Annotated in this window: 11 protein-coding genes; all 11 read right to left on the reverse strand. The window is 65.6% G+C overall.

Features of this window, described 5'->3' with window-relative positions:
• Positions 1-175 precede the first annotated feature (175 nt).
• Entirely contained in the window at positions 176-2,062 is a 1,887-nt protein-coding gene (locus tag ACIBQ6_RS13285; protein ID WP_397211921.1) for a hypothetical protein, read from the reverse strand.
• 49 nt (positions 2,063-2,111) lie between these two features.
• On the reverse strand, positions 2,112-2,357 hold the full coding sequence (locus ACIBQ6_RS13290) for a hypothetical protein (RefSeq protein ID WP_397211923.1): 246 nt from the start codon (positions 2,355-2,357) through the stop codon (positions 2,112-2,114).
• 188 nt (positions 2,358-2,545) lie between these two features.
• On the reverse strand, positions 2,546-3,217 hold the full coding sequence (locus tag ACIBQ6_RS13295) for a hypothetical protein (RefSeq protein ID WP_397211925.1): 672 nt from the start codon (positions 3,215-3,217) through the stop codon (positions 2,546-2,548).
• 178 nt (positions 3,218-3,395) lie between these two features.
• Positions 3,396-3,893, reverse strand: a complete 498-nt coding sequence (locus tag ACIBQ6_RS13300; protein WP_397211927.1) for a hypothetical protein — start codon at positions 3,891-3,893, stop codon at positions 3,396-3,398.
• Positions 3,894-4,021: 128 nt separating this feature from the next.
• Complete coding sequence (locus ACIBQ6_RS13305; RefSeq protein WP_397211928.1) at positions 4,022-4,747, reverse strand: hypothetical protein; 726 nt, start codon at positions 4,745-4,747, stop codon at positions 4,022-4,024.
• A 37-nt stretch (positions 4,748-4,784) separates the two neighbouring features.
• Entirely contained in the window at positions 4,785-4,973 is a 189-nt protein-coding gene (locus ACIBQ6_RS13310; RefSeq protein WP_397211930.1) for a hypothetical protein, read from the reverse strand.
• Between the two features lie 18 nt (positions 4,974-4,991).
• Positions 4,992-7,175, reverse strand: a complete 2,184-nt coding sequence (locus ACIBQ6_RS13315) for a hypothetical protein (RefSeq protein WP_397211932.1) — start codon at positions 7,173-7,175, stop codon at positions 4,992-4,994.
• 49 nt (positions 7,176-7,224) lie between these two features.
• The gene (locus ACIBQ6_RS13320) at positions 7,225-8,892 is read right to left on the reverse strand and encodes a hypothetical protein (RefSeq protein ID WP_397211934.1); all 1,668 of its coding nucleotides are present in this window, start codon (positions 8,890-8,892) and stop codon (positions 7,225-7,227) included.
• A gap of 10 nt (positions 8,893-8,902) precedes the next feature.
• Positions 8,903-10,417: an IPT/TIG domain-containing protein gene (locus tag ACIBQ6_RS13325; protein ID WP_397211936.1), complete on the reverse strand. Its 1,515-nt coding sequence runs from the start codon at positions 10,415-10,417 to the stop codon at positions 8,903-8,905.
• A gap of 179 nt (positions 10,418-10,596) precedes the next feature.
• A complete protein-coding gene (locus ACIBQ6_RS13330) occupies positions 10,597-11,916 on the reverse strand; it encodes a DUF4157 domain-containing protein (RefSeq protein WP_397211938.1) in 1,320 nt (439 codons plus the stop codon).
• 4 nt (positions 11,917-11,920) lie between these two features.
• On the reverse strand, positions 11,921-13,825 hold the full coding sequence (locus ACIBQ6_RS13335) for a phage tail protein (protein ID WP_397211940.1): 1,905 nt from the start codon (positions 13,823-13,825) through the stop codon (positions 11,921-11,923).
• Position 13,826 lies beyond the last annotated feature (1 nt).

Genomic DNA, 13,826 nt, shown 5'->3' on the forward strand with positions numbered 1-13,826 from the left:
GCGCCTGCCGTATATCCTTCGCCTTACACGGTTCTTCCAGCACCTGTATGGCGCCCCTGATACGCAGAAGCGTCTCCCCGAAGAAGGGCGTCCTGCCGAACCACGTCGCGCAGCTGCGCCTCGCCGAGTTGGTATTCCTGAGTCAGGTTCGCGAGTCGCTCCCGCAATTGATCCATCATTTGGTCATCCTTTTCCTCTCGGCTTCTGCGCATCCATAGTTCCTGATTCCCCTGGTTGCCGGATACCCGTGCTCCTCCGGGTAGAGGAGCGATCCACGCTCTTCCTCCGGCTTCTCTATTTCCACCTCGACGGGATGAGCCATGGCCCAAGGATCCTGACGGACGCCGGTCGCCTGCCACGAAACTGTGACGTTCGGCTGGTCGGTACGTATGGTGAATTTGTTGTCCCGCACGCTCCCGTCCACGGCGGCCAATGCGAGCTGTCCGATCGGGGTCACCTGGAAACGGTGTTCGCGGTTCAGCGCTTCGAAGAAGTCCGGGAGGGTGACGGTAACCTCGCCATGGTCGTCGGTGACGGCGACTCCGGAGTACACATTCAGCATCTCCGGCGATTCGACAAATGAGTGCGAAAGGTATTTACCGGCCGGATCGATCGGATGGTCGATGAGGAAACCTCCGCCAGGTTTGCTGAGGGAGCCAAGGATTTTACACCCGCCCTCAAGTCTCGAAAACCCCACCACCCTGAGATCGTTGTCCACACAGATCTGGCTACCGAAGACGTAGACGTCCTCCCAAAAGTTGGCATCACCCTTGACAATGAATTCACAATCGAGAGATGCCTTTGGCACTCGCACGTCCAGGTCTCCGCCGCGTACGTTCAGACCAGCCATGGCGTCGAAGGTGTCATGTGCGGAAAAAGGTCCTTGGGCGTACATGGCGCCTAGCGCTTTCAGAGTGCCCTTGACCTCGAGTCGACCAGCGAGGGAAACCATGCCGGCACTGAATCCCGTTTCGCCGGTTGTGATGTTTACGCTCAGCAACCAACTCTGCATCGGCTTGCTATAGATGCCGACAAGGTCGTTCACCCTGCCGATAAAGGCACTACCAGCGTCACTGGCATCCCGGTAGCACCAGATGCCAGCCGAGGCACCCAGGTCGCCGCGTAGAATCAGTCCCGCATCGGCCTGGAGAAGGCTCTGCGCATGGAGAGTGCCTTGGACCTTCAGTCCCCCCAGCGCGTTCAGGAAGCCATCGACGTTCATGCCCCCGGTGGCCTCGACAGTGGCGTGGGTGGTTAGTTTGCCCGCGATGTCGGCGTCGCCACGGGCGAACAGCGTTGAATGGACCGACACGTTGCCTGTCGCGCCTTCGACGCTGAGCGATCGGCGGGGACTGCCATCTGAGGTCACAGTGAGGGTGGCATCACCTTTCTGGTCAGCCGCGAACTCAGCCATCACACGTTGCCCGACCTGAGGTGCGCCTTCGGCGGTTTCCGTGACGGCCCGCAGTTCCAGACGTCCGGTGGGCAGGCCCACGAGGCGACGCGTGCCGACGGACAAGGCGGTGATATCGCCGTCATCCAGCGTGAGCCGAGCCAGCACCACCTGCCGGCCGTCGTCGGCGTTCACCGGGATCAGGCGCAACCACGGAGCATGCACGAGGACAGGGGGATCCTCGGGGTCTTGTTGCTGCTGCAGCACTTCGAGCCAGGTGGCGGTCAAGAGGTAGTCGCCGGTCACTTCGGCCATCCCGAGCATCACTCCGTCGTCGGCGACGGGCACGGTCAGGATGTCGTCGATCTGATCCGGGTCCGCGGCCGGGTCGACGACGGCCGCGCCACCCGGACGCACGACGATCAAGCGCCCTTCCGCGTCGATCGCCGTGCCCGGGCTGACCCGCACCTCATCCGGGACTGCGGCCGCCTCTACGACCAGCCCTCCGGCCACGCCCCAGGTGAGGCAGGCAGTGTTGCGGGCCTGCTCCATGGGCAGCAGATACTGCTGCACGTCCGTGTAACTCTGGGCGCTGCCGGTGGCCGCGACGCGCGGGCTGTATAGGTCGTGGTCCCAGTACTCGCTTCGTTTCAACGTGTTGTTGTCCATGAATTCTCCCCGCGGCGTACAGATGAACAGGACACCGGCCCAACCGATGTCAGCGTGCGACGACTCCGCCGCTCATGGCCGGCGAGAGGGGACGGATCCGGCGTTGGTCGTGCGGCACGAGCGCGACCATGAGTGGACTGGGCAAAGTCACCGTCATGTGCTTCCTCGTCTGCGGATGGACATGGATCCCGCCGCCTTTGTGACCGAAGGCTTCGTGGTCGGACACCAGGATGGAACCCCCCGGTTCGACGGCGATCCCCCATGGCAAGCAGAAGAATCGACCGGTGGACACCACCGTCTTGCTCCCGGCCGTCGGACTCCACGGCCAGCCCGACCGGCCTGCAGGGCGGATCGAAGGTGGTCAGGACGGTCGGCCGTCCGATTTGTCGATTGATCCGAAGGAGATTGCGCGGTTTGTCGGGAGACATGCCCTGCTCCACCACGAGCATCATGCCGTCGGCCTTCAGCGCCAGCTCGGCGAAATCACAGTCGCTGTCGGTCAGCACGGTCTTCTTGCCGGTGTCCGGACGGTCTCTGATGAGCTGGCCCTTGCCTTGACCCCAGCAGCGCCGACGGAAGATAGGTGTGCGCGGACAGAGCCTGTGCGGGAGGCTCCAGACTCGCCCTCGGCGACCCGCACCCCCAGGAAGGGCGAAGATGCACAGACGTCTGCATGCCGATGTCGCCGCGGTTCAGCAGGTCCTTGTCCGTCGAGCCGTCCACCGTGCTCATCGATACGTCCAGGTAGACGACGTCCCCGCGGATCGGGCCCTGTTCGCGCTCGGGGGCCGTCAGGTCGAGAAGCTTCTGGGAGCTGTATTTGAGCTTGGTGAAGTTCCGCACCACGACGCCGCCCACGAGGCACACGTCCAATGCGGATTTGCCGGCGAGAATCCAGAAGTCGTTGTCCCACGCCGATGCCGGCTGCTCCGACTCCGGCGGGATCGAGCGTATCTCGAAGACCTTCGACCCGAATGAGATGCCGTCACCGACACAATTGGAGACTATCGAACGCAGCGTGGACGAGGCGAGGTCGTGTTGCAGACTCAGATCGCGATCACGGACAGGGACACCCTGCTCAACATGCGCCCCGATATAACGTTTACCGAGGCTCTGCTCCAGAACCTCGGACGGCGGCCGGGAAACGTCAGCCATTGCCCACCCCGGTGAATACTAGGTCACGTGAACAGTCGATCCCCGAGGTGAAGGCCATCTTCTCGCCGAACCGCCTCTTCGATATCTATCCGCTGGCGCAGCCCAGAACAGCGACCGCCGTTGCAGATTCAGCAAGGTCACACAAAGAGCTCGTAGATCGCGTTCCATCCCGCCCGGATCACGAGCCCTTCCGCGCGACGAGCCGGTCGGCCTCTCGCCACAGCTCGGTCCACTCGATGCCGATCCGCACGATGGTGGGCGGCGAGCCCCAGATCGAGCAGCTCACCGAAGGACAGCGTTCCGTCGGCCGGCGCGAGCGCTGCGGCGACCTCGCTCGATGAGGACGCTGCGCTCGTCCTGGACCGAGCCAGTGTTCTCGGCCACGAGAACACTGGCGTCCGGCGAGCATGACCGGTTTCCTGCGCACGTCCTCCAGGCGTTGCGCGGCGATCACGGCATTGCGTTCGGACGTGCTGGTTCTGCTTGCGTCGCCGTAGATGAACACCGGCTTCCGGCCGAGCTCGATCTGTCGGCGCACCGGGTCGGGGACCATGGCCCACCAGGCGTTGACGCCGTCGATGCCCTTGCTGCCCGACAGGAACTGCCCCTCCTGATCGAAGGTGTCCTCTTCACAGTGAGCAGCGCCGCATGTACCCCTCCACACCCCCGATGTCATCGTCGTCGTGCCCCAGGATCGGGTCGCGCCACATCCCGCAGCAGGTGCGAAGGATGCTTAGCACCCGCTGCACCGTGGACCGGTTCAACCCCTCATTCCCCTGCTCGAAGAGACCAGGCTCGGGAGGCTCAGCTCTCCAGCGCGGCCACCCGCGCCGTGAGGGCGGCGATCGCCTCGGTCAGACGCTGGACGTCCGCGGCATGTTGTTGCTTCAGATCAGCCATCTGTTGCTGGGCCGCACTGGTGAGAGCCTGTTCCACGGCGGAGATCCGGCCCAGGACGTCGATGTTCTGCACGTTCAGGGCTCCGTTGACTCGGACATCGCCCTGGAACATGCCGGCAGGGGATCCTTGAGCGTAAATGCCAGGACCCTGGTTGCTTATCGCGTCGACGCCGTGCCCGCTCGGGACGTTTGAAAAGCCGAGCACTCCGGCTTCTCCGCCGACTGCGAAAACCCCGAAGCCGTGCTCATTGAGGCTCTGGCCCCAGACACCGATGTGTCCTTGGCCGAACACCCCGGGGGCACTGGGATTCTCGTTGATGCCCTTGACCCCCGCGGCGCCACCTTTCCCCACCCCCAGGACTCCGTGTCCGCTTTCGCCGACACCGAGCACGCCGGAGCCCGTCACGCCGGAGCTATGCCCCATCACTCCCGCGCCATCGTCGGTCCGGCTTCTGCCACTCACCCCGTTGTGGCCTTGGCCGGACACGCCGTCGCCACCGTTCTCGTTGACCCCGGCGACGCCCGAGACCCCGGATTGCCCGGCCATCCCAAGGACACCGTAGAACTGTGCGCTGTCGCCGGTGACTCCGGCTTCGCCGGCTGCGGAGGCGCTTCCGTGAAGTGCTGTCATTTTTCCTCCTTCGAAGGGTCTACGTTTTCGACCTGAACTAAGGCTGCGGGACTTCCCGCGCCTCCTCCGCCTGGCACAGTTCCTCCAGCACCTGCATGGCGCCGCTGATGCGCAGGAGCGTCTCCCGAAGAAGCGCGTCCTGCCGAACCACATCGCGCAACTGCGCCTCGCCGAGCTGGTATTCCCGGGTTAGCTCCCCCAGCCGTTCCCGCAACTGGTCTATCACGTCGATTTCCTTTCTGAATTACCTGGCGGCGTCCACCGGATCTGTGATTCTCATGCTCGCCGCATATCCGTATTCCTCCGGATAGAGGAACAATCCCCGCTCTCCCTCCGGCTTCACCCTTTCCACAACGACAGGATGGGCCAGAGCCCACGGATCCTGCCGTACGCCGGTCACCTGCCACGACACCCTGACGTTCGGCTGATCGGTGCGTATCGTGAAGGCGTTGTTCCGCACCCCGTCGTCCACGGCGACCAAGGCGAGCCGGCCGATCGGGGTGACCTGGAAACGATGATCGCGATTGAGCGTCTCGAAGAAGTCAGGCAGGGGGACGGTGACCACGCCTTGGTCGTCGGTGACGGCGACGCCGGAGTACACGTTGAGCATGTCGGGTGACTCGACGAATGAATGCGACAGGTACTTGCCGCCCGGGTCGAGCGGATGGTCGATGGTGAAGGTGCCACCAGGCTTGTCCACGGGCCCCCGGACCGTGAGCCCGCCCTCGAGACTTGAGGCCCCCACCACCCGGAGCGTGTTCTGGACGTACAGCCTGGACCCATGAACCCGCACGTCATCAGAACCGAAATAGGCCAACGAACCGCGGACGTCAATGCCGTCGGCGATGTAGGCGCCTCCCTCGACTTGAATGTTGTTCTGGAAATAGGCCTTGAGGCCGCGGACGTCGAGATTCCCTGTGATGAACACCTCCCCGCCGCTGGCGAAGGCGGCTTCACCGGTGTTGAGGTCGATGACCAGCGGCCATTGGCCGGTGGGGCCGCTGTACAGGCCCCATGCGTTGTCGTCGTACATGCCGATGAAGGCACGGTCGATGTTGGGGCCGTCCTGGAAGAACCAGAGTCCGGCCGAGGCGTCCCCGGCCTGCCGTACCCGCATGCGCCGGAAGACGTCCAGACCATGCGCATTCAACCCGGCATTCGCATTCACAGCCGCCTGCGCGTTCAGCACACCAAGCGCGTTGAAAGTTTTATGAGCATTCAAGACGCCCTGAGCATCAAGTACGCCCTGAACATTCAGAGGACCCCTGGCATCCAGCTTGTTCCCCACGATGACCTGACTGCCGTCAAGACGGGTCTCACCGTTTGCCACATTGATGCGCAACGGCCACCCGTACATCACCTGACACCAGACACCTACCGTGTTGTCATCGGCCATGCCCACGAAAGCACGATCGGCGTTGGGGCCGTCCTGGAAGAACGAGACACCCGCATTGGCGATCCCGTCCTGCCGCACTTGTGTGAACCCGCGCGCCAGCAGACCGTATGCCTCCAATCCGCCACGGGCAGTCACATGCGCCTGCGCGTTCACCGCGCCGTACGTGTTCAGGGGACCACGGACGTTCAGCGCCCCTATGGCCTCGGTGGTGGCCTGGGCGGTCAGAGTGCCGGTGATTTCGGCGTTGCCCTGAGCGCGAAGCGTCGAGTGGACCACCAGGTCGCCCGTGGTGCCCTCGATGGCAAGCGGGTGACGGAGGTGGCCCCCCGAAGTCAGGGTGAGGACGACGGAGCCTTCCGGGTCAGCCGCGAACTCGGCCATCACACGTTGTCTGACCCGAGGTGCGCCTCCGGCGGTCTCCGTGACGGCACGTAGTTCCAGGCGGCCGGTGGGCAGGCCCGCGAGACGGCGCCTGCTCCCGGACAAGGTCACGACCCTGCCGTCGTCCAGCGTGAGCAGCGCCAGCACCACCTGCGTGCCGTCGTCGTCGAAGTCCTTCGCGTCGATCAGACGGATCCATGGCGCATGCACGAGGACGTGCGGGTTCTCGGGGCTTTCCTGCTGCAGCACTTCGAGCCAGGTGACGGTCAGGAGGCAGTCACCGGACACCTTGGCCGTTCCGAGCACCACTCCGTCGTCGGCGACGGGCACGGTCAGAATGTCGTCGATCTGATCCGGGTCCGCGGCCGGGTCGACGACGGCCGCGCCACCCGCCCGCAGGACGATCACGTGGCCTTCCCCGTCGATCGCCGTGCCCGGACTGATCCTCACCCCTCCCGGGCCTCCGGGCGCCTGTACGGCCAGCCCGACGGCCACGCCCCAGGTGAGACAGGCGGTGTTGCGGATCTGGTCCATGGGCAGCAGATATCGCTGCATGTCGGTGTAACTCTGGGCGTTACCGGTGGCGCCGAGGCGAGGCGTGTACAGGTCGTGATCCCAGTACTCGCTCCGCTTCAACGTGTTCTCGTCCATGAATTCCCATCGCGGCGTAGAGAGGAACGGGACACCGGCCGAACCGATGTCAGCGAGTGACGGTCGCGCCGCTCATGACCGGCGAGAGGGCACGGGCCCGGCGATCGCCGGGTGGCACCAGTGTGATCATGAGCGGACTGACCAGAAGCCCCCCGGCGCTCACCGTCGTCTGGTCTCCGGTCTGCGGATGGACGCGGATCACCCCGCCCTTGTGGCCGAACGCCTCGTGGTCGGAGACCAGAATCGAACCTGTGGATTCGACGGCGATCCCCCACGGAGCGCGGAAGAGCTGACCGGTGGACAGCACCGTCTTGTTCATGGTCGTGGGATTGAACCGGATCAAGCTGCCCGTTCCGTCGGCGGAGAGGGCGTCGGTGATCAGGATTTGGCCGTCGGGCTCCACGGCCAGCCCGACCGGCCTGCAGGGCGGATCGAAAGTGGTCAGGACCGTCGGGTGCCCGGTATGCCGATCGACCCTGAGGAGGTCGCGCGGCTTGTCAGGTGACATGCCCTGTTCCACGACGAGAATCGTGCCGTCAGCCTCCAGCGCCAGTCCGGCGAAATCACATCTGCTCTCGGTCAGTACAGTGCTCTCGCCGGTGTCCGGACGGACTCTGACGAGCTCGCCCTTGCCGTGGCCCCTGCGTCCGGTGTGGGTGAGGAGAATCTGGCCGTCGTCCTCGATGGCCAGCCCCACGTGGAATCTGCCCAGTGGGTCGCCGGAGGCCACGACCGAGGGCTGCCCCGTCAATAGATCCAGCCGGACGAGCTCGTTCTCGCGGACGACCAGAATCGTCCCCTCCGCCTCGATGGCCACGCCGGAGGGTCCGGCGATGTGCCGGCCGCCGAACAACCTCCCCTGCTGTCCCGTCGTCGGGTCCACCCTGATGACCCCGCCCGCGGACTCCCCGTCCACTCCGGCGGTGTCTCGGTCGGCGAGCAGGATCGTGCCGGGGGGCAGCCGGGTGACAGCCGTCAGCGCGAGCCGGTGATTGTGCCCGGTGGTCGTCTTCGCCTTCGTGTCGTTGCTCGTGACGTCGTAGACGGCGTGAACAGTGGCGGGTCCGGGCGCACCGGTGAAGGTGATGTCCAAGTTGGCGCAGGCGTTGGGTTTGAGGCTCGTCGGCACGCTGGTGAGGACGAGACCCGGGCCCGGCTGGAAACCCTCGCTGTCTCCGATCGTGAGAGTGCCGGTGCCACGATTGACGACCTGGACGCTCCGCGTGACCTCCTGCCCGACGTCGGCCGCGAAGTCGAGCGCGAGCGGCAGGTCGATCCACGGCTGCCGGCTGTCGTCCTTCTGGTCGGCGACCACCCAGACGAAGCCTCGTGGTGCCGTCTCGTTGTTGACCAGCTGGAGCTGCCATTTGGCAATATGGACGAGGATGGTGACGTGGACCAGGTAGACGTCATCGGCCTCCGCGGTCATCCTCGCGTTCGCCGCCTGTTCCGAATTTGACCCGTTGGGGATCACGACCGGCGTTGGGGAGATCGGCACGTCCACGACCGCCCCGGTGTCGGCCTTCAGTCGGACTGTCGGGTGCGGTGGCCCCGAAGGACCACAACCGTCGCCCACCTTGACGATCCTGATCCACATGTCCCTCTGCCCCTCCGCCGTACCAGCCGCAGACTGTTCGGTGAACTCCAGCAGCGAGGTTGCCGCCCCCGCCTCCAGATGTTCCGGGGCCGCTTGTCCCTTGGGATAGATTTCGAACATGTCATCCTCCTCAGTGGGACACGACGGTGAAGATGTCGTCACTCACTGCGGAGCCGACGCGGGTGATGACACGGATTCGTTGGGCTCCCACGGCTTGGGGTGGCACCGTAGCAACGATGAGCTCGTCGTCGACGCTGACTACCTCTGCGGCCAACATGCCGAAGAACACCGAGACGGGTGGCGCGTCGAAGTGCCTTCCCGACAGGTACACGCGGTCGCCCGCCCTGCCCGTGTCAGGAGTGAACTGGGCACCGGAGGCGGCGAACTCTGGAGCCGTTCCTGCGTTGAAGGGCTCCCTCGTGGTGGCGACACCACCGGCCGTGGCGACGTTGATGGGCACTTGTCCGAGCAGACCGTCGGGGACCTTCACCACCAGGCCCTCTGGTATGACTCGGACGATCTCCGCCATCGTGTTCGTTCCGAACCACACCGCTGATGTGGCGTCGAAGTTCGTGCCGTACAGGGTGATCTCGACATCCTTGCCGCCAGATCGCGGGGTGAACTCGATCGCACCGGCCGCAAACTTCGGGCGCTCGCCGCCTTCTTCGAAGGTGAAGACCGCGTCGCTGGTCACCGAACCGCCGGCCGTCTGGATGGTCACGTGCGTTGGTCGTTGTTGGAGTGGCTTCCCAATGTGAATCTTGATGGTTGTCGCATGGGTCGAGAGGACCGTCACAGGATCTGGGCCGAAGAAGACCTTGACCATGTCCTCCGCATAGACATTGAAGTTGCGTCCGTGCAACGTCACGTCTGCGTTGAGGGCGCCGAATACCGGCTTGATCTGGTTGGCCGAGTCGGGGTCGAAATACGGCCTCAGCAGGAGCCTTTCCATCAGGTCAAGCTGGCGTTGGACTTCGGTGAGAGGCAGGATGAGCTGGCGGAGATCCGTGATCATTTGGGATTCAATCGCGGGATTGCCCGACTTGCGCCGCAGCAGCGCCAACGGAAAGTGGATGTGCCCGGGCTCAGCCGGTGCGGGAGGCTCCGTCTTCCCCTCGGCGACCCGCACCACCCAGGAAGGGCGAAGCCGTACAGACGTCTGCATGCCGATGTCGCCGCAGTTCAGCAGGTCCTTGTCCGTCGAGCCGTCCACCGTGCTCATCGACACGTCCAGGTAGACGACGTCCTCGCGGACCGGGCCCTGTTGGCGATCCGGGGGCGTCAGGTCGGGAAGCTTCTGGGAGCTGTATTTGAGCTTGGTGAAGTTCCTCACCTCGACGCCGCCCACGAGGCACACGTCCGACACCGACTTGCCGGCGAGAATCCAGAAGTCGTTGTCCGACTCCGATGCCGGCTGCTCCGCCTCCGGCGTGATCGAGCGGATCTCGAAAACCTTCGATCCGACCGAGATGCCGTCCCCAACACAATTGGAGGCGATCGAACGCACCGTGGACGAGATGAGGTCGTGCTGCAGGTTCAGATCGCGGTCGAGGACGGGAACACCCTGCTCGATGTGCGCCCCGACGTAGCCTTTGCTGAGGCTCTGCCCCAGAACCTCAGACGGTGGCCGGGAAAAGTCAGCCATCGCTCACCCCGGTGAATGCTAGATCACGTGGACGGTCGATCCCCGAGGTGAAGGCCATCTTCTCGCCGAACCGCCTCTTCCATATCTATCCGCCGGCGGGCACCGGCATAGCGACCGCACGCTGCTGATTCAGCAAGATCACACAAAGAGCTCGCAAATCGCGCTCCGGGCCGCACCGATCATGCGCCCTCCTGTGCGGCCAACTCGTCGGCCTGCCGCCACAGGTCGTTCCACTCGATGCCGATCTGCACGACGGTGACCGCTGCGAGCCCCAGGTCGAGCAGTTCACCGAAGGGCAGCGGCCCGTCGGCCAGCGCGAGCGCCGCCGCCGCGGCCGCGCGTACCGCGAACCGTGCGATCACCACGGCCCAGAAATGCCGCCAAACCGCCTTGCCCGCGATCACCCTCACGGTTGCGGTGACGCCCGCCGCAGCGGCCCCCGCGAGAACCAGCCGCCGTCGTCTGGCCTCCTGTCTGAGGTTCTCGCGCTCCTTGTCTCGAGCGTCCTGGGTAACCGTTATGGGCAGCGGCTCCAGCCTGTAGAGGTGGTAGCCGAGCAGCCCGGGAAGGCACCAGTCGAACCAGATGGCGACGGGCCCTGCGAGCATGACGCGGCCGGGGAAGATGGACGCGTCAATACCACCGACGACGTCGACGCCTATCCCCTTACGCCAGGCGACTTGCTTGTCATCCATGGCGGTGGCCTGACCCAGGTAGTTGCTGAGCTGGAACTCGCCATCGACCAGGCACGCCTTGGAAGCCGGTTTGATCTCAGCGATGGACAGCACCCTGTTCCGGATCACGGCCAGGTCGGGGAAACCCATTCCGGCTCGGCCGCCGAGAGGCTGAGGCGGTATCACTGTTTTCGGCGCACCGCACAACCCTTCCGTGCGTCTGGGCCTGTCGGACGCGCCGGGGATGCCGATGCTGAGTGCTCCCTTCACGGTCAGGGCGAAGAGCTTCTGGATGGCTTGGTGCACGGCGATCCCGGTCATGGGATTGATGCTCGGCGGGTCCTGGGTGGGGCAGTGGTAGCGGCGTACCCGCGGCTGGTGGTCGCGGTCGTTCTGGACGACATGGGCCAGTTCATGTGCCAGCAGCCGCCGGCCCTTGGGGGTGTGCGGCTGGTAGGCGCCCTCGCGGAAGAAAATCTGCCGTCCGACCGTGACGGCCTGCGCGTGCATCGTCCTGGCGAAGCCGGCGGCGGCGCCGTCGGTGTGCAGCCTTACGCCGGCGAAGTCGTGGCCGAAGGCCCGGCCGAAGCCTGCCAGGTCGTTGGCGCGCTTCCCGTCTTGGCCGGCCATCACCCGCTCGGCCGCCAGGTCGGCCGCCACTTCGTCGGCGTCGTAGGGCTTGCTGACGGTCCACTTCTCGGGCGCGGCGAGCAGCCCGCCGTCGGCGTACCTACGCACGTCGAAGCCGCTGCTACAGCCGCACTTCTCATCGACGGGTTCCGGCCCGTCGGTGCACCGTCTGACTCTGGTGACGTAAGTGAACATGTCGCTACTCCGTCCAGATGAAGACCGGCCGGGTGGTCACCGGCACGAAGTCGGCAAGCACCCTGCCCAGCCGGGTGACGATCTCGGCGGCCTGGTCGGGATCGACGGCGCGGGGCGGTGTGAGGAACACCCCGATGGTGTCGTCGGCGATCCGGTCCTTGTCGGCTCGCCCGTTGTCGTAGAGGTAGGTCTGGAAGTCGGCGAAGCTGCCCTGCAGGGCGAGTTTGGCCTTCGCCGTGGTGTCGACGGTGGTCGTGCCCGCGTAGCGGTGGTCCAGGGTGCGGGTCGCGGCGTAGACGGCGCTGGAGCGTTCCAGGCTCTGGTTGGAGCGGTAGAGCAGGAGCGTGCCGTCGGCGCCGAGGTCCACCGGCAAGGGGGCGCGCCGCGTCGCCGGGCTCGACCCGACCTGTTCGGCCTCGCCCCAGTCGGTGGTCAGAGTGTTGTGGCTGATCGACCAGCCGCCGTAGCGGGTCGTGCTCCAGAACAGCTCGACGCCTCCCTCGATCGCCCGCGCGGCAGGCTGGCGATCATGGTAGTGGCCGCTCTTGGGCAGGTTGTACACCGGCGACCAGTCGCCGCTGCTCAGGGCGCGGCTACGGTATGCCACGCTCGACCAGGTCTGCTCGTCTGCGCCGGTGTCCCGGAACGTCCAGAACAACCACACGCGATCGTCCGTCATGAGCGCGAAGAGGTCGTCCAGGCCGTGTCCGGCGGGCAGGGAGCCCGGCTTGGTCAGTTCCCAGTCTGCGCCGTCGTGCCTGTTGAACCGAATCACGTCCTGCTCCAGCCAGAACAGCAACACGCCGTCAGCCGCGTCGCTCACCGCCGCCGGGCGCCAGCGGTCCGTCTGCTGGTCCATGAACGCCTGAGGTGGAGACCATGTGTCATCGGCGCGCGTGCTGAACGACAGGTACCGGCGGCGGTGGACCGGATCGTAACTTTCCCAGAACAACCACAGGGTCGCTCGCTGCCATGCGGCCGTCGGGTGCTGATCGATGCCATGCCGGTCCACCACCGGCGCGCTCGCCTCCCACTGGCCGTCGCGCAGACGCTTGGCCCACAGATCCCAGCCATGCCGCCGATGCGTGTGGTAGAAGATCAGCAGCGAGCCGTCGGGCTCGCGCACGGCCGCCGGGCGGCCGTCGTAGGCGAAGTTGACCGACGTCAGCGCGGGCTCATGCCACTGGCCCGCGCCATCCCGCCGCAGCGACCACACATTCAGCCGCTCCGGCTGGTTGGTGCGCGCCACGTTGTGGGTGAACTCCTTGGTACGCCCCGCCCAGCCGCTCACCCGGGCTACCGTGGCGTCGAGCGCCGCGATGGTGCCGATCGTCCGGTAGAGGTGGGCCGCCTGGCGGACCTCGTTGCGTTGGGTGGCCACCGGCGCGCTCCGGTCGGTCGGCCACCCGATCCACTGCGCCAGCAGCGGGAGCAGGACCCCATCCACCCTTCGCGGGTCCTTCAGCGACAACATGGAGGTGGTGAGGCTGTAGAGCCGGTCTAGCTCGCTGCCCGGCAGTTCGAGGAAGTGCCGCAGGTACCGGTGCTCGGCGTCGTAGCGGTGGTAGAGGGCGGGCAGCAGGTCGTACAGCTGCTGCGCGAAGTCGTAGCGGGACAGGGCCATCGCGGAGATCCGGTTGCCCGGGTCCGGCTCGTAAGCTCTGGGGTCTTCGCTGAAGGGGAACAACGTGTAGTAGTAGACGGTCTCCCCGTGCAGACCGCAGTCCGTAACGGCCGTCAGGCCGAGTCCCTCGGCCACGAGCTCCCCGTCGGAAGGGCTCGTCGGATGGGTGTCGCGGCGGCGCATCACCCGCACTCCCGCCAGGCGGTCGGGCTCCGGGGTGCGCCAGGCCAGATCGATGCGGTTGCCGCTGGAGTGCGGGGTGGCGGTGAGGTCGAGCAGCCGCATC

Source organism: Nonomuraea sp. NPDC049655 (assembly GCF_044465465.1).
In the GTDB taxonomy this organism is placed as follows: domain Bacteria; phylum Actinomycetota; class Actinomycetes; order Streptosporangiales; family Streptosporangiaceae; genus Nonomuraea.

Coding starts and splice junctions, on each gene's coding strand:
- ACIBQ6_RS13305 (WP_397211928.1), bottom strand. CDS start 4,747: ATGACAGCACTTCACGGAAGCGCCTCCGCAGCCGGCGAAGCCGGAGTC.
- ACIBQ6_RS13330 (WP_397211938.1), bottom strand. CDS start 11,916: ATGTTCACTTACGTCACCAGAGTCAGACGGTGCACCGACGGGCCGGAA.
- ACIBQ6_RS13320 (WP_397211934.1), bottom strand. CDS start 8,892: ATGTTCGAAATCTATCCCAAGGGACAAGCGGCCCCGGAACATCTGGAG.
- ACIBQ6_RS13325 (WP_397211936.1), bottom strand. CDS start 10,417: ATGGCTGACTTTTCCCGGCCACCGTCTGAGGTTCTGGGGCAGAGCCTC.
- ACIBQ6_RS13295 (WP_397211925.1), bottom strand. CDS start 3,217: ATGGCTGACGTTTCCCGGCCGCCGTCCGAGGTTCTGGAGCAGAGCCTC.
- ACIBQ6_RS13285 (WP_397211921.1), bottom strand. CDS start 2,062: ATGGACAACAACACGTTGAAACGAAGCGAGTACTGGGACCACGACCTA.
- ACIBQ6_RS13315 (WP_397211932.1), bottom strand. CDS start 7,175: ATGGACGAGAACACGTTGAAGCGGAGCGAGTACTGGGATCACGACCTG.
- ACIBQ6_RS13300 (WP_397211927.1), bottom strand. CDS start 3,893: ATGACATCGGGGGTGTGGAGGGGTACATGCGGCGCTGCTCACTGTGAA.
- ACIBQ6_RS13335 (WP_397211940.1), bottom strand. CDS start 13,825: ATGCGGCTGCTCGACCTCACCGCCACCCCGCACTCCAGCGGCAACCGC.